23 protein-coding genes are annotated in these 24,296 nt (G+C 55.5%); 12 read left to right on the forward strand and 11 right to left on the reverse strand.

Translation table 11 applies throughout. The annotated features are described in order from the left end of the window. Positions 1-39: 39 nt before the first annotated feature. From ACORNT_RS08215 to ACORNT_RS08225, 3 genes are all read right to left on the reverse strand, one after another. A complete protein-coding gene (locus ACORNT_RS08215) occupies positions 40-1,461 on the reverse strand; it encodes a pyridoxal phosphate-dependent decarboxylase family protein (RefSeq protein WP_321398029.1) in 1,422 nt (473 codons plus the stop codon). Positions 1,462-1,495: 34 nt separating this feature from the next. Further along, on the reverse strand, positions 1,496-3,094 hold the full coding sequence (locus tag ACORNT_RS08220; protein ID WP_321398032.1) for a hypothetical protein: 1,599 nt from the start codon (positions 3,092-3,094) through the stop codon (positions 1,496-1,498). A gap of 220 nt (positions 3,095-3,314) precedes the next feature. Further along, positions 3,315-4,514, reverse strand: coding sequence for an acetyl-CoA C-acyltransferase (locus ACORNT_RS08225; RefSeq protein ID WP_321398035.1), 1,200 nt, complete (start codon positions 4,512-4,514; stop codon positions 3,315-3,317). A gap of 182 nt (positions 4,515-4,696) precedes the next feature. Between ACORNT_RS08225 and ACORNT_RS08230 the strand changes: the two genes are divergently transcribed. Beyond that, complete coding sequence (locus tag ACORNT_RS08230; protein WP_321389072.1) at positions 4,697-5,281, forward strand: TetR/AcrR family transcriptional regulator; 585 nt, start codon at positions 4,697-4,699, stop codon at positions 5,279-5,281. 67 nt (positions 5,282-5,348) lie between these two features. Here the strand turns inward: ACORNT_RS08230 and ACORNT_RS08235 are convergent, their stop codons facing one another. Next, positions 5,349-6,476 (reverse strand): PEP-CTERM sorting domain-containing protein, encoded by a 1,128-nt coding sequence (locus ACORNT_RS08235; protein ID WP_321389074.1) that lies wholly within the window; start codon positions 6,474-6,476, stop codon positions 5,349-5,351. A gap of 324 nt (positions 6,477-6,800) precedes the next feature. On the opposite strand from ACORNT_RS08235, the gene ACORNT_RS08240 reads away from it, so the two are divergent. After that, positions 6,801-7,118, forward strand: a complete 318-nt coding sequence (locus ACORNT_RS08240; RefSeq protein ID WP_321389077.1) for a PilZ domain-containing protein — start codon at positions 6,801-6,803, stop codon at positions 7,116-7,118. A 22-nt stretch (positions 7,119-7,140) separates the two neighbouring features. On the opposite strand, the gene ACORNT_RS08245 is transcribed toward ACORNT_RS08240, so the two are convergent. Then, positions 7,141-8,352 carry a Xaa-Pro peptidase family protein gene (locus tag ACORNT_RS08245; protein ID WP_321389079.1) on the reverse strand — a complete coding sequence of 404 codons (1,212 nt, stop codon included), beginning with the start codon at positions 8,350-8,352 and terminating at the stop codon, positions 7,141-7,143. A gap of 203 nt (positions 8,353-8,555) precedes the next feature. Here ACORNT_RS08245 and ACORNT_RS08250 point away from each other — a divergent pair, with 203 nt between their 5' ends. The 3 genes from ACORNT_RS08250 to ACORNT_RS08260 all read left to right on the forward strand — a co-directional run bounded on the left by ACORNT_RS08250 (position 8,556) and on the right by ACORNT_RS08260 (position 11,047). Then, the gene (locus tag ACORNT_RS08250; protein WP_321389080.1) at positions 8,556-9,560 is read left to right on the forward strand and encodes a hypothetical protein; all 1,005 of its coding nucleotides are present in this window, start codon (positions 8,556-8,558) and stop codon (positions 9,558-9,560) included. Positions 9,561-9,660: 100 nt separating this feature from the next. Further along, positions 9,661-10,266: a TetR/AcrR family transcriptional regulator gene (locus ACORNT_RS08255; protein ID WP_321389083.1), complete on the forward strand. Its 606-nt coding sequence runs from the start codon at positions 9,661-9,663 to the stop codon at positions 10,264-10,266. A 4-nt stretch (positions 10,267-10,270) separates the two neighbouring features. Beyond that, the gene (locus tag ACORNT_RS08260; RefSeq protein WP_321389085.1) at positions 10,271-11,047 is read left to right on the forward strand and encodes an enoyl-CoA hydratase-related protein; all 777 of its coding nucleotides are present in this window, start codon (positions 10,271-10,273) and stop codon (positions 11,045-11,047) included. Positions 11,048-11,118: 71 nt separating this feature from the next. Here ACORNT_RS08260 and paaK read toward each other — a convergent pair whose 3' ends face one another. Genes paaK through paaG form a run of 5 tightly spaced genes read right to left on the reverse strand, consistent with a single transcriptional unit; the run spans position 11,119 to position 16,499 of the window. Next, positions 11,119-12,429, reverse strand: coding sequence for a phenylacetate--CoA ligase PaaK (paaK, locus tag ACORNT_RS08265; protein ID WP_321389088.1), 1,311 nt, complete (start codon positions 12,427-12,429; stop codon positions 11,119-11,121). Between the two features lie 28 nt (positions 12,430-12,457). Then, positions 12,458-13,663, reverse strand: coding sequence for a 3-oxoadipyl-CoA thiolase (gene pcaF, locus ACORNT_RS08270; protein ID WP_420717556.1), 1,206 nt, complete (start codon positions 13,661-13,663; stop codon positions 12,458-12,460). A 23-nt stretch (positions 13,664-13,686) separates the two neighbouring features. Continuing rightward, positions 13,687-14,160 (reverse strand): hydroxyphenylacetyl-CoA thioesterase PaaI, encoded by a 474-nt coding sequence (gene paaI, locus ACORNT_RS08275; protein WP_321389092.1) that lies wholly within the window; start codon positions 14,158-14,160, stop codon positions 13,687-13,689. Continuing rightward, a complete protein-coding gene (locus ACORNT_RS08280) occupies positions 14,157-15,674 on the reverse strand; it encodes a 3-hydroxyacyl-CoA dehydrogenase (protein ID WP_321389097.1) in 1,518 nt (505 codons plus the stop codon). The genes paaI and ACORNT_RS08280 overlap by 4 nt, the downstream gene beginning before the upstream one ends. A gap of 30 nt (positions 15,675-15,704) precedes the next feature. Beyond that, the gene (gene paaG, locus ACORNT_RS08285) at positions 15,705-16,499 is read right to left on the reverse strand and encodes a 2-(1,2-epoxy-1,2-dihydrophenyl)acetyl-CoA isomerase PaaG (RefSeq protein ID WP_321389099.1); all 795 of its coding nucleotides are present in this window, start codon (positions 16,497-16,499) and stop codon (positions 15,705-15,707) included. Between the two features lie 203 nt (positions 16,500-16,702). Between paaG and paaN the strand changes: the two genes are divergently transcribed. From paaN to ACORNT_RS08310, 5 genes are all read left to right on the forward strand, one after another. Further along, on the forward strand, positions 16,703-18,370 hold the full coding sequence (gene paaN, locus ACORNT_RS08290) for a phenylacetic acid degradation protein PaaN (RefSeq protein ID WP_321389101.1): 1,668 nt from the start codon (positions 16,703-16,705) through the stop codon (positions 18,368-18,370). Between the two features lie 236 nt (positions 18,371-18,606). Further along, positions 18,607-20,781, forward strand: a complete 2,175-nt coding sequence (gene katG, locus ACORNT_RS08295; protein ID WP_321389102.1) for a catalase/peroxidase HPI — start codon at positions 18,607-18,609, stop codon at positions 20,779-20,781. A gap of 120 nt (positions 20,782-20,901) precedes the next feature. Beyond that, positions 20,902-21,225 carry a hypothetical protein gene (locus tag ACORNT_RS08300; protein ID WP_321389104.1) on the forward strand — a complete coding sequence of 108 codons (324 nt, stop codon included), beginning with the start codon at positions 20,902-20,904 and terminating at the stop codon, positions 21,223-21,225. Further along, positions 21,218-21,478: a DUF6460 domain-containing protein gene (locus ACORNT_RS08305; protein WP_321389106.1), complete on the forward strand. Its 261-nt coding sequence runs from the start codon at positions 21,218-21,220 to the stop codon at positions 21,476-21,478. Before ACORNT_RS08300 ends, ACORNT_RS08305 begins: the two co-directional genes overlap by 8 nt. 56 nt (positions 21,479-21,534) lie before the next feature. Continuing rightward, the gene (locus tag ACORNT_RS08310) at positions 21,535-22,110 is read left to right on the forward strand and encodes a cytochrome b (RefSeq protein WP_321389107.1); all 576 of its coding nucleotides are present in this window, start codon (positions 21,535-21,537) and stop codon (positions 22,108-22,110) included. A gap of 47 nt (positions 22,111-22,157) precedes the next feature. Here the strand turns inward: ACORNT_RS08310 and ACORNT_RS08315 are convergent, their stop codons facing one another. After that, positions 22,158-22,631 carry an isoprenylcysteine carboxylmethyltransferase family protein gene (locus ACORNT_RS08315; RefSeq protein ID WP_321389109.1) on the reverse strand — a complete coding sequence of 158 codons (474 nt, stop codon included), beginning with the start codon at positions 22,629-22,631 and terminating at the stop codon, positions 22,158-22,160. Positions 22,632-22,800: 169 nt separating this feature from the next. Between ACORNT_RS08315 and ACORNT_RS08320 the strand changes: the two genes are divergently transcribed. Both ACORNT_RS08320 and ACORNT_RS08325 read left to right on the forward strand, forming a co-directional pair. Next, a complete protein-coding gene (locus ACORNT_RS08320; RefSeq protein WP_321389111.1) occupies positions 22,801-23,175 on the forward strand; it encodes a DoxX family protein in 375 nt (124 codons plus the stop codon). An 81-nt stretch (positions 23,176-23,256) separates the two neighbouring features. Continuing rightward, positions 23,257-24,237 carry a transferrin-binding protein-like solute binding protein gene (locus ACORNT_RS08325; RefSeq protein ID WP_321389112.1) on the forward strand — a complete coding sequence of 327 codons (981 nt, stop codon included), beginning with the start codon at positions 23,257-23,259 and terminating at the stop codon, positions 24,235-24,237. Positions 24,238-24,296: the final 59 nt, after the last annotated feature.

Here is a 24,296-nt window from a genome sequence, read left to right on the forward strand (position 1 = left end):
GAATGGGACGATAAAAGGGCATTTCCCAGAAAAAAATACTCATTTTTTTGTGAGTGACTGCGCCATATTTTGAATCAATGCCCAGGCTTCGTCAATATGGTGTTGTTCGGTATAGGGCGACCCGGAGACAAAACGCAGGGCATATTGCCCCTGAATGCGGGTCTGGGTCAGATAAAGCCGGCCGCTGTCATTGAGTTTTTCCAGCAGGGTCTCGTTCAGGGCATCCAGGTCCGCTTCGGTCTGGCCGGCAGGTTTGAAGCGGAAGCAGAACAGGGCCAGCGGGTGCGGGGCCAGAAGCTCGAAGTCCTTATGTTCTTCGACCTTTTGGGCCAGGTTCTGGCAGAAGCCGATATGCTTGCGCAGGTGAGTCTGCAGGCCCTCAAGGCCATAGGAACGCAGGACAAACCACAGTTTCAGGGCCCGGAACCGACGGCCGAGCTGAACACCCCAGTCGCGGTAATTGTTGACCCGGTCGCCCTCGCGGGTTTTCAGATATTCCGGCAGGATTTCAAATGTCTGGATCAGGGCTGCCTTGTCCCGGACAAAAAAGGCGGAGCAGTCAAACTGGGTCAGCAGCCATTTATGGGGATTGAACACCAGGCTGTCAGCAAGCTCTACCCCGTCGATCATCCAGCGAAATTCCGGCAGGATCAGGGCGCTGCCGGCCCAGGCCGCATCCACATGCAGCCATATATTGTATTTTTGGCAGATCTCGCCGATCTTCCGGATCGGATCGATGGCCGAAAGGGATGTTGATCCCAATGTTGCGACCACACAGGTGGGAACACAGCCTGCAATGAGATCGCTTTCGATGGCATGCTCAAGGTCTTCCGGAATCATGGCGAAATTCGCATCCACCGGAATCTTGCGCAGGTTGTCACTGCCGAGACCGGCAATCCGCACCGCTTTGTCGACCGAGGAATGAACCTCCGCCGAGGCATAGGTGGTATGGGTGCCGGTAATGCTGAGGCCGGAGTGATTGGTGGAAAATTTATGCAGCCGTTCCCGGGCACAAAGCAGGGCGGCAAGGGTGGCGGTTGATGCCGTATCCTGGATGCAGCCGACAAAGCCCTCGGGCAGACCGGTCAGTTGGCGCAGCCAGTCCATCATGCGTTCCTCAAGCTCGGTCGCGGCGGGCGACGTCTGCCAGCTCATGCACTGGGCGGCCAGGGTACTGGTCAGCATTTCCGCCAGCACCGACGGCGGGCTGGCATTGGCGGGGAAATAGGCCATGAAACCCGGATGTTGCCAGTGGGTCATGCCGGGCAGGATAATGTCCTGGAAATCCCGGAATATGGTGTCCATGTCTTCGCCGCTTGTTGGCGGGCTGTCCGGGAGAAAGGCGGCGATGTCACCCGGTTTGACCTGAGCCTTGACTGGATAGTCTTCAATATTGTCCAGATAATCGGCCATCCAGTCGACAAATTTATGGGCTTGTCTGCGAAATTCGCTGTTATCCATTGTCTGCTCCCGGAAAATTGGGGGGACGTAGAGGTTACGCCAGACCGGCCTTCCTGAACCCGGTCAGGTAAATATTCAGGTCTTCTTCCCTGCGGAACCATTTGCGGCATTCTGTCTCCGCGTGATCGGGGAAGTCCGGGTAGAGCCGGAGTACATGATCGGCGGCCGCCTGACTTTCCGTCCGTTTGTCGAGCATGGCATAGGCAATGGCCTGCAGGGCATGGGGCCAGAACCAGTCGGGCATGTCAATCACCCGGACCTGTTCGAGGGCGCCGTTGTAATCCTGTTCCCGGAAATGGGCATGAAACAGGGCAAATTTACACCAGCTCGGATGCTGGGGATTGAGCTGCATGGCCTTGCGGACCAGGCTCAGGCCCTTGTCCATTTCCCCGCACAGACACAAATATACACCACTGTCGGCCAGCACGGCCGGGCTGTTGGGGGCAATGGTCAGGCCCATGCGGATATTATTCTCGAATTTGTCCAGCTCACCCTTGTGGAAATGGATGATGGTCATGGCATACCAGGCGATGCTGTATTTGCTGTTCATGCTGATGGATTTTTCCGCATATTTGCGGGCTCTCTCCAGCGGATCGCCCAGATGCGGCTGCTGGTTGAAACTGAAGCGGTATTCGTCCAGCGCGATGAAGGACAGTCCGGCCCAGGCATCCGGATAGTTGGGATCGATCTCAACGGCTTTTTCCAGGCTCTGGCGGGCCTTGAGATGTGTTTCCGGGCTTAGCTCGAACAGGTAATCATGCAGCAGAAGCATGCTTTCATAGGCTTCCATGAATTCGGTGGAGGCCCGTTTCATGGCCACGGCGCTGGTCCGCATGATGGCGCCGTAGGTATCACCGAGGGTGGCGGCGACCTGGGTGGCGATTTCATCCTGGACCATGATCAGGTTATCGGGCGTCAGCTGATGATCGTAGCTGTTGGCCCAGATCACGGCATCGTTGGTGGCGTCCAGAAGCTGGGCGGTCACCCGGACCATATTTCCGGCCCGGCGGATGCTGCCCTCGACCACATAGTGGACTTCCAGTTCCTCGCAAAGTTTGCGGATATCCACCGGCTGGCCCTTGTAGCGCAGGGTTGATTTGCGGGATACAACATAAAGGCTCGGGCTCAGGGAAAGCTGGGTAATGATTTCTTCGGTAATGCCGTCACAGAAGAGGTCGGTATCCTTTTCTCCGCTCAGGTTATCAAAGGGCAGGACGGCAATAGCCGGCCCGGTTGGCGGGGCGGCGGCAGCCGAAATCAGCGGATCTCGGCTTTCCCGGGGATCGGGCCTGTTGGGTTCAATCTGCGGGACATAGGTGCCTTTGGGCAGGCTGATGCGGATTGGATCATTGGCGCCTTCTTCCAGATAATAATGTTCCAGCAGTCGTCTCAGCCGTCCGGCTTCGACGCGCACGATGGCGTCCGCCTGCGGATCGAAATCATCATCCTTGTCAAAGACCTCGACACCAAGGGTATAGCCCTTGAGCAGGTTTTCCCGCCCCTCAAGGAGTTCCGTCACCACATAGTCCAGAAACCGTTTGGGACGGTTCTTGTTGGTGAACAGGTCACTCTCCAGTATTCGGGCGAGTTGACCCCGGGCCTGGTCGGCTGATAACGATGGTGGCAATGTCATTATTATGTTTTTTCCGCAATCAGATTATATGCTTACCGCAAAGACTATTACAGGTCCGCCGGGAACGCAACGTCATCACGCCGTAATGGAAGATATGATAAGGGCGGGATTGTAGAAATCAAGAAAGATGCCCTGAAAGGGGGCCATGCGGCAAGGCGGAAAATGTGTATTGAACGAGCCAGTCCCGGCTGGAACCGGCCCGTACAGGTATTAAATCAGATCAGGCGCAGAGCTCGATTGCGACGGCAGTGGCTTCCCCGCCGCCGATGCACAGGCTGGCGATGCCCTTTGTCCCGCCGCGTTTTTTCAGGGCGTTGACCAGGGTGACAATCAGCCGGGCCCCGGTGGCGCCGATCGGATGGCCAAGGGCGCAGGCGCCGCCGTAGACATTGACCTTTTCATGGTCGAGATCCAGATCGCGCATGGCGCACATGGTGACCACGGCGAAGGCCTCGTTGATTTCGTAAAGATCCACATCCGCACCGGTCCAGCCGGTTTTTTCAAAGATTTTCTGAATGGAGAAAACGGGCGCGGTAGTGAACCAGGCCGGTTCCTGGGCGTGAGTGGCATGGGCGCGGATCACAGCGATCGGTTTCATGCCGCGCTTTTCCGCCTCCGACTGTTTCATCATCACCACGGCGGCGGCGCCGTCGGAAATGCTGCTTGAATTGGCGGCAGTCACAGTGCCGTCCTTGGTGAAAGCCGGGCGCAGGCTCGGAATTTTCTCCGGGCTGGCCTTGCCGGGCTGCTCGTCCGTATCGATGCTGATTTCTCCTCTCCGGGTCTTGATCGTAACCGGGGTGATTTCATCCTTGAACCAGCCTTCATTGATGGCCTTGTTGGCGCGCTCGAGCGAAGCAATGGCAAAATCGTCCTGGGCTTCACGGGTGAACTGGTAATGGGCGGCGGTCTCCTCCGCAAAGGTGCCCATCAGGCGGCCGGGCTGGTAGGCATCTTCCAGGCCGTCCAGGAACATATGGTCATAGACCTGGGTATGGCCGATGCGGGCGCCGCTGCGCATTTTCGGCAGGATATAGGGAGAGTTGGTCATGCTTTCCATGCCGCCTGCTACAATCACATCGACGCTGCCAGCTTTCAGGTGGTCATAAGCCAGCATTACTGTTTCCATGGCCGATCCACACATCTTGTTGACGGTGGTGCAGCCGGTGGAATAGGGCAGGCCGGCGCCAAGGGCGGCCTGGCGGGCCGGGGCCTGGCCAAGGCCGGCCGGCAATACGCAACCCATCAGTACTTCTTCCACATCCTCGGGTGCGAGATTGGTCTGTGCCAGCGCCCCCCTGATGGCGGTGCTGCCCAGTTCAGTAGCCTTGACGTCGGAGAAATCACCCTGGAAGCCTCCCATCGGGGTGCGGCTGAGGCCGACAATGACAATCGGGTCTGCGGTGGAAGAGTCAGTCATGATTGTGATCCTTCAGTAGATATGTTATGTTACTCATAAGTAACGTATATAGTCCGTTCCATTTGAGATGACAAGCACTTGCGAGAAAAAATAAATACTACTCAGCAGTAACAAATTCCTGTACAAAAGATGGCGACCGGCCCGGGCAATGTAGAAACGAAAAAAGATTAAAAGAATATAACATGAAACGCGAAGAAAAACGCCAGCAGAAACTGGATGCCATCCTGCGCCACGCGGCCAAGGCATTTATGGAAAAGGGATATTACAAGACGTCACTGGATGACATTGCGAAAATGCATAATGTCACCAAACCGACCCTCTATTATTACATCAAGAACAAGGAAGATATCCTTGTCAAATGCGAGGATGTGGCCAGCGAAAAAATCAACGGTCTTCTCGACAAGGTTATGGATATGGGCGGTACCGGCTACCAGCAGCTTTACGCTTTTATCAGGGATTATATCAAGCTGCTCAACGACGATATCATCCGCTGCCATGTGCGTCACCGCGGCCAGCGGGAAGAGGAGGCCGCCCGCGACGCCAGCCTGAAAATGCACCGGGGCATCGAGAGCCGGGTCCGCGCCATTATCGCCCGCGGGGTGGAGGACGGCTCGATCCGCAAGGACGCCCATCCGGTGATCAACGCCATTCTGCTGTTTGATGCCCTGAACGGTATTACCGCCTGGTACCGGGAAGACGGGGCGCTGGACATGAAGGCGCTGACCGAACAGATCCTGACCCTGGTGGCCAAGGGGATCGAGGCCTAATACACAAATTATTCAGATAAAAGAAAAGGCGCCGTTGGGCGCCTTTTTTGTTGGTAATGACCCGATGTTATGCCCGTTTGCGGCGATAGAGCAGCAAGCCCGCGCCACAGATCAGCAGACCCAGAGTACCCGGTGCCGGGACAGGACGAACCGGACCGATAAAGCCCTCTGGTGTGAGCAGGAAGGTGACATCCTGTCCTGTCGCCAACACCCGCCCGGAGGCAGCAATCTGACCATACTCGTTGATGGCGTGGGCGTCGCCGATGGTGATCAGTCCGAACAGGGGATCATCCAGGCTGATCAGGTCATCAAGGGCGAATATTTCATTATTCTCCCAGAGAACACCATAGGACCTTTCATCTAGTGCGGCGCCAACAATGATACCTTCGTTGTTAATGTCGTAGGCGGCAGTTTCCTCAAATGCGCCGAAGTCCAGAATGGTCAGCCCGTCTTCCAAATTCCACTCAAAGGAGGTCTCCACAACACTGTCACCATCCAGAATATAAACAATGCCTACAACGTCTCCATCTTCATTCAGGCCCTGGACAAAGGCGCCAAAATCACCTTCGATAGGAATTTCATGGTAAGTGCCGTCACTGTCGCGGAAGAAGGGATGAGCATTCCAATTTTCATCCTCATAATAACCGACAATCTGCCCGGCATCGTTGATAGTCTGGGCTACCACCCGAGTGGCACTGGTCAAAGGCGAGGTATCAATTTCTGTATATCCTTCACCTGCTTTCCAGATGACTGTTTTGCCCCCGTAGTCGGTAGTGGCTACCAAAACGTCGCCGTTGTTATTGAGGCTATAGGTTCTTGATGACCAGTTATCAGGATGAGAGATGTTGGTCAGATTCCCATTTTTCCATGAATATGCCTGATAGTTGAAAGCATCGCTGTCATAATAAAACCCAGCGACCTGTCCGCTGTTATTGATGTCCCTGGCAAAGCTAATATCGGGGCTTGCTGCACCAAGGTTAGTGAAAGTGCCATTTTCCCACAGAACAGAGTGAAAAATGCCGTTGTTATCTTCGGCATAACCGACAACCTGTCCATAGTCATTGACGCCATAGGCAGCCTGATCCACACCACCGAAGTCAGCCAGGACCTCTACATTATACAGCGGTGCCGCAAGGGCCGACATCGGGCCGAGACCGGCAACCAGGGTTAAAAGAGCAAAATATTTTTTAAACATAGGATTTCCCCAATAAAATAAATATAACTGTCTGTTCTATGCAAGCTTCGTGCCGGAAGAGGAACAATTGAGGGATTCCGCTATTATTTCGAAAATACTAATATTTATGGTTGTAAGGGATTCTTTACACTAAACTTATGGTTAATATAAAATATTACCTGTTATCAGGTGCTTAGCTATAAAACCGACCTGTAAGGGATTCTTTACAGTATTTCCAGTGGTCGCCGCAAATTTTTCCCGATTGCCGGACGATCCGGCTTTGCCTTTTGCGATGATTTCCGATACATTTCTGAAAGAGAATATAAACGGTACAGAGTAATTGAGATGTCAGCCGAAGCCATGAGTAATGAAGATAAAAGAAACGACAGCCGTCTGGATGTGTTCTGGCGCGCCATGCTGACCATCGACGGGATCAGTTACCCTTGCGAACTGACCAATGTATCCACGGCCGGGGCCCTGATGGTGCTGGACCGGGATCTCGACCTGAAACAGGAATTCATCCTCGATATTGCTGACCTTGGCCAGTGCGGCGGCCGGGTGGTGTGGTGCAACCGGCCGCAATATGGCCTGCAGCTTCTGATTGGCGATGACCTCAAGCTCAAAGATTTTGCCGAGAAAATCGGCCTTCGTATGAAGGCCTGATTTCCCCGGTTTATTTATCTCTTCAGTTATTGCCGAACGGGTTGTCGATGCTCGGACTCGGCTGGGTAAACCAGCGCGGGCCGTCTTCGGTCATATAAAAATGATCCTCCAGCCGGACCCCGAATTCGCCGGGGATGGAAATCATCGGTTCATTGGAAAAACACATGCCCGGGGCGAGCGGGGTCTCGTCGCTGCGCACCAGATAGGGCCATTCATGGATATCGAGGCCGATACCATGACCGGTCCGGTGGACCAGTCCGGGAGCGGCGTAGTCGGGACCATAGCCATTTGACTCCAGGGAGCGGCGGGCAGCCACATCAACCTGGCCGCAGGGGGTGCCGGGCTGTGCGGCTTCGAAGGCGGCCAGCTGGGCGTCTTTCTCATGTTGCCAGACCTCCCGTTGCCGCGCCGTCGGTTCGCCGTAGACATAGGTGCGGGTAATGTCGGAATTATAGCCCATCAACTGACAGCCGGTGTCGATCAGCACCATATCGCCTTCTTTCAGGATCTGCGGATCCTTGACTCCGTGCGGATAGGCGGTGGCTTCGCCGAACAGGACGATGCAGAAGCTGGAGCCCGAAGCGCCCACCTTTTTGTGAGCCCGGTCGATAAAATCACAGACCTCCGTAGTGGAAATGCCGGGGCGCAGGATGCGGGCGGCGGCCTTGTGCACCTCAATGGTCATGTCCTTGGCCCGCTGCATCAGGGCGATTTCCGTCTCGCTTTTATGCATGCGACATCCGGCGGTAACCGGTTTGGCATTCAGATATTCACAGGCCGGGGCCTCGGCCCGCAGACCGTCGAAGATGAAAAAGCCGGAACTTTCATCAAGACCGACAGCGCCATCCTCAAAGCCCATGCGCCGCAGAACCTCGCCGAACAGGGCATAGGGGCTTTCATGTTCCTGCCAGCCGTTGACAGGGCCTTTGACCTCCATGAAATCCTTTAATGTGCCGATCTCAAACACCGGGGCGATATATTCCGGGGCGCCGTCGGCCGGCAGGATCACGCCGACCATACGTTCACTGGCGTACCAGCGGGTGCCGGTAAAATAGGTCATGTTGCTGCCCGCATTGAGATAGACAGCCCCGAGGCCGAGTTCCTTCATCAGGTCCTGCGCCGCGGCAAGGCGGGCGGCATATTCCGCCTCGGAAACGGGGGAAATTCCCGCCGTCATATCGTTTAGTTTTTTCAGTTCCAGTTCGGCGGTAGAGCCGCCCACGCCAATGGTCATTCGGAAATCCTTTTTCTTATCCCCATATGACAGGAAATATGGACAGGCGGGGAACTCTTGGCAAGAAGGAAGCAGCCCTTTGACGGAATATGGTGAATCCTCCTGAATGAAAAACGCCCGACAGAGTTTTATACTGTGACGCGGGGCGCGGACTTCCGGGGCGTGTGAATTTATGCTATGCCAGCGGAGAAGGAGAGCGACAGGTGTCTCGTGAAAAAGAAAACGGTGACGGCAAAGTGGTTCTGGTCCTGGGCGGCGGCCCGGCCGGTGTGCTGACGGCTGCCCGGCTCGCGGACCTGGGCCATCATGTGACCTTGGTCAACAAGGTCCGGGCCGGCGAGGGGCTGGAGCTTACACCGACAGAGGTGCGGGAACTGCTCAGGTCCCATGGCCTGGAGGCGTCCGCGGACAGTTTCGGCCCAGTGGTGGAGACAGAGGTCGTCTGGCAGGGTAAGAAAACAGGCGGACAGCAGCATGTGGTGCACCGTCGTCTGCTGGATCAGGCGCTGTTGTATGATGTGGCCCGGCGCCATGTCAATATAGTGGGCGGCATTGCCGGCGGCATCACCCGTGTCGGAGAAAACTGGCGTGTCGGCGTCGGGGAATTCGAGTATGAAGCGGATTTCCTGATCGAAGCCCGGGGGCGGGAGGCCGGTAATGCCGGCGGTCAGGACTCTGTGTCCTGTCTGTCAATGAGATACCGGATGCCGACTGACTACCGACCCTTTGCTGCGGTGACCTCCTTCAGGGAGGGCTGGGCCCGGTTTATTCTGGGGGAACGCCGGGAGGCCAGCCTGCAGGTCTATCTTTCCGGTGAAAATACGGATATCCCGGTACGTCCTTTTCCACTGAAAAAAAAGTTTCAGTCAATTGTCGACGAGCTTTCCGGCACCTGGGCGTTTCTTGCCGATGCCCAGGCCAGGGGCGAGGTGGAACAGCGCAGTGCTTTCAGCCGCTTGCGGGAGCCCCTGATCGGCATGGAAAGCATCCGTATCGGTGATGCGGCCATGGCGCTGGAGCCTTTGCCCGGTTTTGGTATGGAACAGGGGCTGGAAAATGCGCTTCTGGCGTTGCCGGTCATTGAAAGCTGGCTTCAGGGCGGGAATAAACAGCAGCTTGCGGCACAATATAAAGACCAGGTGGCGGCTGCATTTGAGGCCCTGATACGATCAAAAAACACCCTGTTTCCGTCTTCCGAAAATAAATAGTCCGAATAGACGGTCAAACTTTTGCATTTTGCTGAAATTTCTGCCAATGTAGGGTCTTAACAACAAATAACAGTATCGTTCAGAAGACTCGGGACCACAAATGGCAAGAACACAGGCCGCTGATTATGACGATCGGCGTAAAAACATTCTTATTCAGGCCGCCAACCTGTTCGCAGAGAAGGGATACGCCCGCACCAGTATTTCGGAACTGGCGACGGCCTGCAATGCGTCCAAATCCTGGCTCTATCACTATTATCCGTCCAAGGAAGCCATTCTCTATGACATCATGTCCTATCATGTGGGCGAATTGCTGGAGTGTGCGCAGGACTGCCGCGCGCAAGGCGGGTCGCCCCGGGATCGCTTCCGGGAACTGGTCCGTCGGTTCATGTCCATCTATATCGAGGCCGGTTCCCAGCATGTTATCCTGCTGAATGACATCGGCTGTCTGCCCGAAGATCAGCAGCGGCAAATCCAGGACCTGCAGGATGACGTGATTGCCATCGTTCTTGAACTGATCTGTGAGGTCAATCCGGCCCTGTCTGACAATAAGAAATTCAAAAAACCTGTGACCATGGCGTTGATGGGAATGATCAACTGGACCTACACCTGGTTCGATGAAAAGGGGCCGATCAGCGAGCAGCAATTTGCCGATCTGGCCGTGGATATTTTCCTGAATGGCCTGATGTCCAAGGAATTCAAAGGATAGGTATATGTCAAAAGATGAACTGATTATCACAACCGAGAATGACAATATCCGGGTACTGACCCTGAACCGGCCGGAGGCGCGCAATGCCCTGCGCACACCGCTGCTTAAAAAGCTGGCCGACGCCCTGACAGAGGCCGACCGGGATGACAAGATCCGTTGTGTGGTTGTGACCGGCGGGCCGGAGATTTTTGCCGCCGGTGCGGACATTAACGAAATGAAGGATTCCGGCGCAGTGGACGCTATCCTTGATATCCGGGTCGATCACTGGGACGAAGTGAGCCGTTTCCGCAAGCCGCTGATCGGCGCGATCAACGGGTTTTGTCTGGGGGCAGGCAATGAACTGCTGCTGCGCTGTGATATCAGTGTGGCCGGGGAAGGGGCCAAATTCGGCCAGCCGGAAATCAATGTGGGTATTATGGCCGGCGCCGGCGGCACCCAGATGCTGACCCGACAGATCGGCCGGGCCAAGTCCATGCTGCTCAATCTGGCCGGGGAGTTTCTGTCCGCCGAGCAGGCCTATATCGCCGGACTGGTCAGTGAAGTTGTGCCGGATGGTGAAGTGATGGACAGGGCTATGAAACTGGCGGTCAAGATCAGCCGCAAGTCGCCGCTTGGTGTGCGCCTGATCAAGGAAAGCATACAGGCGGCCGACGTTATGCCCATGAGGGAAGCTTTGGCTTACGAGCGCCGGGCTTTCTCTATCCTGTTCGCCAGCGAAGACAAGCAGGAAGGGGTCAGCGCCTTCCTGGAAAAACGCCATGCGGAGTTTAAGGGGCGCTAGTTCTTCTCACCCGTTACTGAAAATAAAAAAGCTCCGGAAAACCGGGGCTTTTTTATTGATGTGTGGTGATTCTACTGCTTCTTGCGCAGGTCGATAATACGCTGGGCCTTGCCCTGGGAACGGACCACCGTGCCAGGTGCGCCAACCACCGGGGTGACGGAAATACCAATGCGGTTTTTCACATGTTTGGCCACCAGCTTGCCGGCGGCTTCCCGGTCGTCTGCATGAACACTGGCGTCGGACCCTTCCATATTGATGGTCAGGGTATCCATCGGGCCCTTCTTGTCGATGACAAGCTGGTAATGGGGGCTCAGGCGCGGATCCTCCAGCATGATTTCCTCAATCTGGCTCGGGAACACATTCACGCCGCGGATAATCATCATGTCGTCACTACGGCCGGTGATCTTGTCCATGCGCCGCATGGAGCGGGCGGTACCGGGCAGAAGCCGGGTCAGGTCACGGGTGCGGTAGCGGATGATCGGCATGGCTTCCTTGCTCAGCGAGGTGAAGACCAGTTCACCTTCCTCGCCATCGGGCAGGACCTCGCCGGTTTCCGGATTGATGATTTCCGGATAGAAATGATCTTCCCATATGGTCGGGCCGTCTTTGGTCTCGATGCATTCGCAGGCCACGCCCGGGCCCATCATTTCAGACAGTCCGTAGATATCAACCGCATCAATGGCGAAGGTTTTCTCGATTTCTTGCCGCATGGCGCCGGTCCAGGGCTCGGCCCCGAAAATGCCGATGCGCAGGGAGCTTTCGGCCGGGTCAAGACCCTGTCGTCTGAATTCATCCACCAGGGCCAGCATATAGCTGGGGGTGACCATAATAATGTCGGGTTTGAAATCTGTGATCAGCTGGACCTGTTTTTCCGTTGAGCCGCCGGACATGGGGATGACCGCACAACCTAGCCGTTCCGCGCCATAATGAGCGCCGAGACCGCCTGTGAACAATCCGTAGCCATAGGCCACATGCACCTTGTCGCTGCGCCGGCCGCCGGATGCCTGGATGGAACGGGCCCCGAGGTCGGCCCAGGTGTCGATGTCTTTCCTGGTATAACCAACCACAGTCGGTTTACCGGTGGTGCCGCTCGAGGCATGGATGCGGACGATATCATCCATCGACACGGCGAACAGGCCGAAGGGGTAATTGTCCCGGAGCGTGGTTTTTACCGTGAAGGGGAATTTGGCCAGATCGGACAGATCCTTCAGGTCGTCGGGGTGTACACCTTTTTCATCAAACGCCTTTTTGTAATGGGGGACGTTCGTATAAGCGTGGTTTAGACTCCATTTCAGACGTTCCAGCTGCAGCGCGTTGATTTCGTCGCGGCTGGCAACCTCAATGGGGTCGCGAGGGCCCAGTGTTTTCGGCATTTCAGACATGTTTTCTCCCTATGCTTCTGAAATTCGATTAAACGCGCTCGATAATCATGGCGATACCCTGACCGACACCGATACACATGGTGCAGAGGGCGTAACGACCGCCATTTTCGTGCAGTTCATACATGGCTGTGGAAACCAGACGGGCCCCACTCATGCCCAGCGGATGGCCGAGGGCGATGGCGCCGCCGTTGGGATTGACCCGGGGATCATCGTCAGCCAGGCCGAGATCCCTTGTTACAGCCAGTCCCTGGGAGGCAAAGGCCTCGTTCAGTTCGATCACATCCATCTGTTCGATGGTCAGGCCGGTACGTTCAAGCAGCTTCTTGCTGGCTGGTGACGGGCCGAACCCCATGATCCGCGGCTCGAGTCCGGCGGTGGCCATGCCGACCACACGTGCCTTTGGCGTCAGGCCGTGGTCTTTTGCCGCCTTTTCACTGGCGACAATCAGGGCGCAGGCGCCGTCATTCACGCCGGAGGCATTACCTGCTGTGACGCTGCCGCCTTCACGGAAGGGGGCGCGCAGTTTGGCAAGGCCCTCCAGGGTGGTGTCAGCGCGGGGGTGTTCGTCCTGGGTGACAATCTTTGGATCGCCCTTGCGCTGGGGAATGGTCACCGGGGTGATTTCCTTGGCCAGACGACCGTTTTCCTGGGCGGCGACGGCTTTCTGCTGTGACCGGACGGCAAACAGATCCTGGTCTTCCCGGCTGATGTTGAAATCTTCGGCCACATTCTCGGCAGTTTCCGGCATGCTGTCGATGCCATACTGCTGTTTCATCAGTTTATTGACGAAGCGCCAGCCGATGGTGGTGTCAAAAATCTCTGCATTGCGGGAAAAGGCGGTTTCTGCCTTGCCCATGACAAAGGGGGCGCGGGACATGCTTTCCACGCCGCCGGCAATCATCAACTCGGTTTCTCCGGCCTTGATGGACCGGGCGGCAATGCCGGTGGCGTCCATGCCGGATCCGCACAAACGGTTTACGGTTGTACCGGGCACGGTAACCGGAAGGCCGGCCAGCAGGGCGGCCATGCGGGCCACGTTGCGGTTGTCTTCGCCGGCGCCGTTGGCGTTGCCGAAAATGACATCTTCCACTTTTGACCAGTCGACCTGGGGATTACGCTCCATCAGCGCCTTAAGCGGAACGGTGCCCAGATCGTCGGGGCGGACGGAGGACAGGGCGCCGCCGTAGCGTCCGATGGGGGTGCGGATGGCATCACAGATAAAAGCTTCGGTCATCATAAACTCCTTGAGTGGCCCTGTCAGGCTTGGGCAGCTGTTTCGTCTTCAGGAAGAATGCTGTCCCTGGTGGAATGGGATTTGCCGCGAAAGGCGGCAACCAGCCGGTCGTCCTGATTGGTGATTTCAATATCAAAAATGCTCTGGCGGCCCGTGCCTCCCTTGTAGTGGGACGTGGCTGTCAGTATATCACCTGGAAAAGACGGGCGCAGATATTCGATGCTGCAACCGGCCGCCACGGTGACCATGTTATGGCTGTTACAGCTGAAGGCAAAGGCACTGTCAGCCAGGGCAAAAACGGCACCGCCATGGGCGGAGCCGAAAAAATTGGTCATTTCTTCGGTGACGGTCATGCGCATTTTAACATAACCGGCGTCAATCTCCAGCAGTTCAATACCGAGCAGTGTATCTATGGACTTGCGCTGTGACAGGAAATCGCCCAGCTTCCTGGCCAGGGCTGAATCCGTATATGTAGTATTCTCGGGGATCCGGCTCATACAATATCCTTTTCGGCGATCACGGCGCGGCGCAGGAAGGGGGAGACCCGGTAGCGGTCTTCGCCGTAAAAGACGGCCAGGCTGTCCAGTACCTCGACAATCAGGGAAAGCCCCACATCCTGGGCCCAGCTCATGGGGCCCCTGGGGTAATTCACCCCGTAAAGCATGGCGGTATCCACGGCGTCAGGCGTGGCGACACCCTGATAAACGGCATCGCCGCCTTCGTTAGCCAGAGTGGCAATAGTGCGCATCACAATAAGGCCGGGACAGTCGTCGATGATACTGACCTTTTTGCCAAGGGCCTGGAAGAAACCGGCAGCGGCTTCAAGAGCCACATCGTTCAACTGATCGGCCTTGGCGATGGCAATGCGGCTGCAGGTTTTATAATCCAGCGCCAGGTCGAACACGACCGTCGGTTCGCCGGTCAGGACGGTCATTTCCGTGGCGGTGGCGCCATTTGTCGGTGTAACCAGAAGATCGCCGATGCGGAAACCGATTTCAGGGCTTTCCTCTTCATAGACAAGCGTAATGCCTGCCTCTTTGGCAAGCTCCACCAATGGTTCCATCAGTATGCTGTCACCGAGGACAGTGACTTTTTCCGGGGCAGGGAAGCTCTCCGCCGTCGCAGGCTGGGGTTTTTCCGCACCGTCGCGATAATCGTAATACCCCTGTCCGCTTTTACGGCCATATCGTCCGGCCGCGACCATTTCCTGCTGGATCAGGCTCGGCTTGAAGCGCGGGTCCTGGAAATAGGCATTATAGACGGAACAGGAAACGGCAAAGTTCACATCATTGCCGATCATATCCATCAGTTCGAACGGCCCCATGCGGAAACCGCCGGCCTCGCGCAGGCAGGCGTCGATGGTGGCGCAGTCTGCACCGCCTTCCTGATTGACGCGCAGGGCCTCGCCGTAATAGGAGCGGGCGACCCGGTTGACGATAAAGCCCGGCGTGGATTTGGCATGAACGGTTTTTTTGCCCCAGGCGACGGAGGTATCAAAGACGGTATCGGCAACATCATCCCCGGTGGCCAGGCCGCGGATCACTTCCACCAGCTTCATGATCGGCGCCGGGTTGAAGAAATGCATGCCGACCAGGTTTTCCGGCCGCTTCAGGGTCGCACCGATTTCCGTGATGGACAGGGAGGAAGTGTTGGAGGCCAGAATGGCGTCTTCTGACAGGATATCTTCCAGATCGCCAAAGACCTTGCGTTTGACATCCAGGTTTTCGACGATGGCCTCGATCACCAGTTTGGCCGGTTTGAGGTCTGTCAGGTCGGAAACCTTGTGCAGGCGGGAGAGGATGGCGTCTTTTCCGGCCTCATCCAGTTTGCCCTTTTCCACAGATTTGGCCAGGAAGCTGGTGATCTGTCCGATGCCGCGCTCCAGGGCTTCCTCGGACATGTCAAACACATAAACGGTATGGCCGGCCGTGGCGGCTACCTGGGCAATGCCTGCGCCCATGGCGCCTGCACCAATTACGGCAACGGGGGAGGAGAGGTCTAACGCAGTCATAAATCAATACCTGTGCTGGAAGTGGTTATATTATTTGCCTGTAAATTCAGGCTTTCTTTTCTCGAGGAACGCTTCGACACCTTCCCGGTAGTCATCTGAATATCCGGCTTGCCGCTGAGAGGCCTTTTCCAGTTCCAGCTGACTTTCCAGGTCATTGCCCAGGCTTGCCCGGATTGCCTGTTTGATGAGGGTCAGGCCCTTAGTCGGCTGGGTGGCCAGATGACAGGCCAGTTTAAGTGCTTCCTCTTTTATAGCCTCGTCGTCAACGACTTTCCAGATCATTCCCCATTGTTCGGCCTGTTCTGCAGACAGGGCGTCCCCCAGCAGGGAGAGGCCCATGGCGCGGGCCTGACCGACAAGGCGCGGCAGGATGAACGTGCCGCCGCTGTCCGGCACCAGACCTATCTTGCAGAAAGCCTGGATGAATTTGGCGCTGCGGGCGGCCAGAACGATATCGCAGGCAAAGGCGATATTGGCGCCGGCGCCTGCGGCAACGCCGTTGACCGCACAGATCACCGGCATCGGCAGGGCGGTCAGTTTCAGGATCATGGGATTATAGTATTTTTCGATGGAGACACCGAGGTCGCCGCCGGGAAGGACGGCCTTGTCGGACAGGTCCTGGCCGGCGCAGAAACCGCGGCCGTTGCCGGTCAGCAATAAGCAGCGGACCTCTTCAGAATCTGTCAGGATATCCAGCGCTTTCTGCATTTCCTCATGCATGGTGCTATTGAAGCTGTTCAGGGACTCAGGCCGGTTCAGTGTGAGAACGGCAAGACCCTCATTTATTTCAAACTGAATGGTTTCAAATGTTGTAGAATGGGACATGGAAAGCTACCCTGTCGCTTGAATACAGCTGTTATGGCGGGTCAAACGCGCATTCTTTTATAGATAACTTTTTATTTTTCTTGAATTGACCAACCGTTCGGTTTATTAATTTACATGTTTTCAGGGGCCGGTCAATAAAAATTATGATTTCGGCAAGTGTCCGCTCGGCCCGAGGCTCATCTGTCATACTCAGGAGAATGAATATGTCTGTTTCCCCCTTGTTTGAAAAGCATAAGGAAACCTTGAACAAAGCCGTTGAGGCCAGCCGCACCCGCGAATACTGGACGGCTTATCCGGAAATGCCAAGCCCCAAGGTCTATGGCGAAACCGCAAACAAGGACGGCGAGACAGCCTTCAAGTCCTACCTGAACAAGGCATTTGAAATTGATCAGCCCGGTACAGACGGCACTGTTGGTGCTGAAAAGTCCCCCTATGGATTCGATCTGGGAATCACCTATCCCAAGGCTGACATTGATCAGCTGGTTTCCGCTGTCGAAGAAGCCCGCAGAAGCTGGGGCAAGGCCGATGTGGATACACGCGCCGGTGTTTGCATGGAAATCCTTGACCGGATCAACAAACGCAGTTTTGAACTTGCCTTTGCAGTGATGCATACTACAGGGCAGGGCTTTATGATGGCCTTCCAGGCCGGCGGTCCACACGCTCAGGATCGTGGCCTTGAGGCCGTCGCCTATGCCTATGAAGATATGAAACGCACCCCGGCCACGGCCCATTGGGTGAAACCCCAGGGCAAGCATGATCCGCTGGTCATGGACAAGAAATTCACCGTCGTGCCGCGTGGTATCGGCCTGGTGATCGGCTGTTCAACCTTCCCGACCTGGAACAGCTATCCGGGTCTGTTCGCCAGCCTGGTGACAGGTAATGCTGTGATCGTGAAACCGCATCCCGGTGCGGTCCTGCCTTTGGCCATTACCGTGCAGATCGCCCGCGATGTGCTGGCCGAGGCCGGTTTCAGCCCCGATGTGGTGACCCTGGTCGTGGATGATGCCTCCGCGCCGGTGACCAAGGAACTGGCGCTCAAGGATGAAGTCAAGCTGATTGACTTCACCGGCAGCAGCATCTTCGGCAACTGGCTGGAAGACAACGCCAAACAGGCCCAGGTCTATACGGAGAAAGCCGGTGTGAACTGTATCATCATTGACAGCACCGACAATTTCCGCGGCATGATCAACAATATCGCCTTTACCCTGAGCCTCTACAGCGGCCAGATGTGCACGACCCCGCAGAATATCTTCATTCCCGAAGGTGGTATCGAGACAGAAGACGGTCACAAGTCCTTTGACGAAGTGGCTGGGGCGATCGCCAGGGGTGTTGAGAAATTCAATTCCGACGACCAGCGCGCCTCTGCCGTCCTTGGCGCCATTCAGAGCGATGCCACCATGGCCCGGCTTGAAAAATATGCCGCCGGAGACAATGTGCTCCTGGCGCCGCGGGCCGTGCCCATGGAAGGATTTGAGAACGCCCGGATCCGCACACCCTTGATCCTGAAAGCAACGGACAAAACCTCCTATACAGAAGAATTGTTCGGTCCGATTTCCTTCGTGGTGGCCACCAAAGACACAGCTGACAGCCTTGCCACTGTGAAAGACAGCGTTAAAAACCACGGCGCCATCAGCTTCGGTATATGGTCTTCCTCTGACGAGGTGCTGGCCCAGGCAGAAGAAGTTGCCTGTGACTCCGGTGTTGCCGTGTCCTTCAACCTGACCGGCGGCGTCTTTGTCAACCAGACCGCTGCTTTCAGTGATTTTCATGCCACGGGCGCCAACCCGGCCGCCAATGCGGCGCTTTCCGATACCGCCTATGTGTCCAACCGTTACCGGGTGGTCCAGAGCCGCTGGCATCCGAAAGGCTAAAGAATACCTCCCAGGCCTTAATGCCTGTAACTGTGACCCCGTCAGCCTGTTGGCTGGCGGGGTTTGTTTTATTGTTTTTCCGGTATTTTCCTGTGATACTGGAAGAAGGCTTTCAGTCATAAGGAAAAATTATTAAAATCATAAAATCAATATATTTTTATGAATCATAAGGGCTTGATAAGGTGTGCTCTGAGTTACGCGTTGCATTGAAATCAATATGATCAAGGAGATAAACCATGTCTGACACATCCAAGACAATGACCACCCCGGCCGGCAAATGTCCGGTTATGCATGGCGGAAACACCGCCGTCGGCAAATCCAACATGGAGTGGTGGCCGAACGCTCTTAACCTGGATATCCTGCACCAGCATGATACCAAGACCAACCCGATGGGGACGGACTTCAACTATCGCGAAGAGCTGAAGAAGCTGGACGTTGAAGCGCTCAAGAAAGACATGAAGGCTCTCATGACCGACAGCCAGGACTGGTGGCCGGCCGACTGGGGGCATTATGGCGGCCTCATGATCCGTATGGCCTGGCACTCTGCCGGATCGTACCGTATCGCAGACGGTCGCGGCGGCGGCGGTACCGGTAACCAGCGCTTTGCGCCTATCAACTCGTGGCCGGACAACGTAAGTCTCGACAAGGCCCGTCGTCTGCTGTGGCCGATCAAAAAGAAATACGGCAACAAGGTCAGCTGGGCGGACCTCATCATCCTTGCCGGTAATATGGCCTATGAAACCATGGGCTTGAAAACCTTCGGTTTCGCATTTGGCCGCGAGGATATATGGCATCCTGAAGAGGACACCTACTGGGGGTCTGAAAAAGAATGGCTGGCGAAGGATCGTTATTCGAGCGAGGATGAAAGCTCGCTGGAGAACCCCCTGGCTGCGGTGCAGATGGGCCTGATCTACGTCAACCCGGAAGGCGTTGACGGCAAACCTGATCCGTTGAAAACTGCAGAGGCCGTTCGCGTAACCTTTGCCCGAATGGCGATGGACGACGAGGAAACCGTTGCCCTGACTGCCGGGGGTCACACCGTCGGCAAGTGTCACGGTAACGGCAATGCGGAACTCCTGGGGCCCGACCCGGAAGGCGCCCCTGTTGAAGAGCAGGGCTTCGGCTGGAAGAACCCGAACGGCAAAGGCATGGGCCGTGATACGATCACCAGCGGTATCGAAGGGGCCTGGACCACTCACCCGACCAAGTGGGACAACGGTTACTTCTACCTGTTGTTCACCTATGACTGGGAACTGAAGAAAAGCCCGGCCGGCGCCTGGCAGTGGGAACCTGTCAACATCAGGGAAGAAGACAAGCCGGTTGATGTTGAGGATCCGTCGATCCGCTATAATCCGATCATGACGGATGCCGACATGGCCATGATCAAGGATCCAGCCTACGCCAAGATTTCGGAGCGTTTCTATAAAGATCCCGCGTACTTCTCGGAAGTATTCGCGCGGGCCTGGTTCAAGCTGACCCACCGCGACATGGGCCCGAAAGCCCGTTATGTCGGTCCCGATGTGCCGCAGGAAGACCTGGTCTGGCAGGATCCGGTTCCGGCAGGCTCGACCTCCTATGATGTCGAGGCCGTCAAGGCGCGCATTGCAGCTAGCGGTCTCGGTGTCAGCGACATGGTCGCTACGGCCTGGGACAGTGCACGGACCTATCGCGGCTCGGACATGCGCGGCGGGGCCAATGGTGCCCGTATCCGCCTGACCCCGCAGAAGGACTGGGAAGGCAACGAACCGGTGCGTCTGGCCAGGGTGCTGGAAGTTCTGGAAGGCATTGCCGCCGATACCGGCGCCAGCGTGGCGGATGTTATCGTGCTGGCGGGTAATGTCGGCATTGAACAGGCGGCGAAAGCGGCCGGTTTTGAGGTGACTGTTCCCTTTGCACCGGGACGTGGCGACGCGACAGATGAGATGACGGATGCCGAGAGCTTCGAGCCGCTGGAGCCGATCCATGACGGCTATCGCAACTGGCTGAAGAAGGACTATATGGTCAGTGCTGAAGAACTGATGCTCGATCGCACCCAGTTGATGGGGCTGACGGCGCCCGAGATGGTTGTCCTGGTCGGCGGCATGCGGGTTCTCGGCACCAACCACGGCGGCACAAAGCATGGCGTGCTTACCGATAACGAAGGTGCGCTGACCAATGACTTCTTCGTCAACCTCACCGATATGAGGAACAGCTGGAAGCCGGCGGACAACGGCCTCTATGAGATCCGCGATCGCAAGACGGGCGATGTCAAATGGACGGCGACCCGGATGGATCTCGTGTTCGGGTCAAACTCGATCCTTCGCTCCTATGCGGAAGTTTATGCCCAGGACGACAACGGGGAGAAGTTCGTGAATGACTTCGTTGCCGCCTGGACCAAGGTCATGAACGCGGACCGTTTCGACCTGAACTAGGAGCTGTATGGTTAAAATTCTATCCCCGCCGGCGGTGACGTCGGCGGGGATTGTCTTTTTCCGGGTTCCTATATAGACTTATCCGTCAGGGGACCGGAGCAGAACAGGGAATAAACACAAATGCGGCTTTTATGGTTGATTCCGGCGGTATTCATGATCGGCAATCTGGCGGGATGCGAAAAACTGGAAACCAGGCATAAAAAAACTGTGGAGGAAAGGCTGCTTGACAGTTTTTCCGACAGCAGTGAAGAATTGCGGGAGCGCGTCGGGCGTGTTGTGGTGGCGGCTGAGAAAAAGGATTACGAGTTTGCCATGAATGAACTGGCGCTGATCTCGGCGACCCGGCAACTGGAAAAACCCCAGAAAAAAGCTGTGGATGACCTGATGCGCCAGTTGCGCTATGATATGGAAGAGGAAGAACTCGGGGACAAGCTTAATGAATAAAAATACCCTGGGCATTGTCTGGAAGCTGATCATTGCGTCGCTGTTTGTCGGCATGGCGCTCAGTTATTTTGATATTACCCCGGCGGAGCTGATCAAAGACCTGCCGGAGACAATCGGCCGGATAGTGGATACGGCCTGGTCCGGAGTGCAGTGGGCGGCAGATTATGTGGTGCTTGGCGCGATTATCGTTGTGCCGGTCTGGCTGCTGATGAATATATCCAATATTGCCGGAAAATTTAAGAAGAAGGATTAGGGGCTGCTTTCCGTATTATACAAAAGCAGTGGATTTTGAGGATAAAGGAGGATGTGATGTCTGCAAGGAATACAGAAAATACATATGGCAGCGTTGCCCGGGCCCTGCACTGGATCATGGCTCTGCTGATAATCGGCATGTGGGTTTTAGGCCTTTATATGCATGAACTGCCGCGGGAAACGCCAGAGCAGATGCAGTACAAGTTCGGCCTTTATGACATTCATAAAGCTTTTGGCATGCTGGCACTGCTGTTCATTCTTTTCCGCATGTACTGGCGGATGACAAATGTCATTCCGGGTTTCCCGGACAGTATGGAAAAATGGGAAAAACTTCTGGCTCATGCGGCGCATGGAGTGCTCTATCTGCTGATGCTGGCCTTTCCTGTCTCCGGGTATCTCTCCTCAGCGACCGGCGGGCATAACATAACTTTCTTCGGTCTGTTTGAGATTCCGCTGCTACTGTCAAAAAATGAGGGATTAAGTGAAGTTTTCGGCGAGATTCACGAGATCTGTGCCTGGACGATCTTTTTTGTCTTTTGCCTTCACGTGGCTGCGGCGCTTTACCATCATTTTGTCAAAAAGGATGATATCATGATCCGGATGTCACCGCGCGGGGCCGGTAAGGAAGAATAAAGCCGTATTTCCTGATTTTATTAAAAGGTCGCCGCGGGCGGCCTTTTTTAAATCCAGCGTCTGACCTTGTTTTTATAGTCCAGATAGCTGGCCCCGAATTTTTCTGTCAGATAGGCCTCTTCGCGCAGGATGACGCCGAAATGCATGGTCATCAGCACCGGGATAAGGGCGATAAACATCCACAGGGAGCCGAAAATCAGGCCAAGGGCAATATAGATCAGCGTGAAGCCGAGATAGATGGGGTTGCGGCTGACAGCATAAAGCCCGCCGGTATAGATCTGATCCGTCGGGGTCAGCGGATCGGGGTTCTGTTTGTTTTTGATGAAACTGATGACACTACCGCCCAGCAGGATAAATCCGACGGCAAGCAGGATCCAGCCGATCAGGGCGGCGGGTTTGCCAAGACCAAGATAAAGCGGCATAAAATAATCCAGCGCCACGGCGAATCCCAGACCGAGGGCATAGATTACCGGGGGTCGTATGATAACGTTGGCATGGTCTTCAATCTCGATTTCGGCCATTTCTTAACTCCCCTGCTTATATCGGAAACCCCTTGCCGGGCGTTATGATCTGTCGGCTCAGTCGTTCAGGCATTTATCATAGCAATGTTCATATTTTTGTTACATTTGTTTTTTTTATGTTTTTCTGCCTATACTCTGCTCATAATAAATAGGTGGAGGACGATGGTAGATGAACGGTGACGTGCTTGTTAAAGCTACCGTTTGGGTCATGAGCCTGGTATTGGCGCTGGTATTTGTGTCCGTGGGAGTGGGTAAAATTGCCGGTGCGGATGCACATATTGCACATTACCAATCCTGGGGCATTCCGTCCTGGGCGCTACTGGCTCTTGGTGTTCTGGAGGTGACGGGCGGGGTGTTTTTACTGATCCCCCGCTGGGCCTTGATCGGAGCTTTCATTCTTTCCCTTGAACTGGCGGCCAGTGCCATGATGCATTTTTCGCTTGATGAAAACCATCTTGTGATGCGCGCCCTTGTTCTGCTTTTCATGCTGTTGGGGATAAGCTACCTGAGGGTCAAAAGAATGCCCGAGAATGGTTTGAATTGACTGTTTCGTTAACGGCTCCTTCATATTGATTGACTATTCTGGGTTGAAATTTCAGGCGGATTTAAAAAGAGGGGCCCCGTTTTGACCCGGATCATTACAAAAAAACTTATTCTCACGGCTGCTGGCAGCCTTTTTCTGGCAGCTTGCGGAGGTGGTGGCGGCAGCACACCTGCACCAACAACGCCCACCCTGCCCACAAGCAATGACAGCCTGGATGACATCCAGGTGTCCGAGGATTTCAACAGCTTCTCCAGTATTGTGCTTGTCAAGGTTGAGGGCGCAACGGAGACCGTTGATTCTTCAAATCAAACCCAGAGTTCTGATGCGGTCGTTGGCGTGAATACTGATGGCAGCTTTGAAGTGACTATAAGCGGCCAGGGTGACGATAATGATGTGAACTTTGATTTTACATTCACCAGTGCCATGCGTACGGTCGGGACCGAGAAAACAGTATTCCAAAGCAGCAATACAGCCTTTTCCTTGTTGCGCCCGGGGGTAGATGTCAGTATTCCCTTCACGCAAACAGGCGAAACCATCAATATGTCCTATGTGACTTATGGTCAGTGGGCGAAAACTGACGGTACCATTGCGGCCAATGGCTTTGACAGCGCCCGTGGCTATGTCATCTTCGGGGTTCGGACTGACAGTGTTCCTACTACCGGAACTGCCACATATGCCGGGGCCGTTGAAGGAATTATGTTCAAGCCTACAGCGACAGCCGGCAGCCCGGAGGTGTGGGGTATAAGTGGTCGTGTGGATATCGATGTTGATTTTGCAGCGGCCAACAATAACGTTGTTGCCACGTTCAGCAAAATGGCGCAATCTGTCGTTGGAACCACCAATGACTGGGTAAATTTCACGATGACAAGTGATCTTTCAAATGGTCTCTTTTCCGGAGCCGCCTCTAATTTCACGGATGCTGGTTCTGGTGCGCCGGTGGCTGGCTATAGCGGTACGGTAAGCGGTGCTTTCTACGGCCCCAACGCCCAGGAAATTGGCGGGACCTGGTCCGTTGCCGGGCCCGGAGAGGAAGCGGCGGGTGCCTTCGTCGGCGAACAATAAGTCCTTTTTCTCAGTGAAACAAAAAAGGCAGCCACTGGCTGCCTTTTGTCTTTTGGCGA

This window comes from Emcibacter sp. (assembly GCF_963675455.1).
Lineage (GTDB): Bacteria > Pseudomonadota > Alphaproteobacteria > Sphingomonadales > Emcibacteraceae > Emcibacter.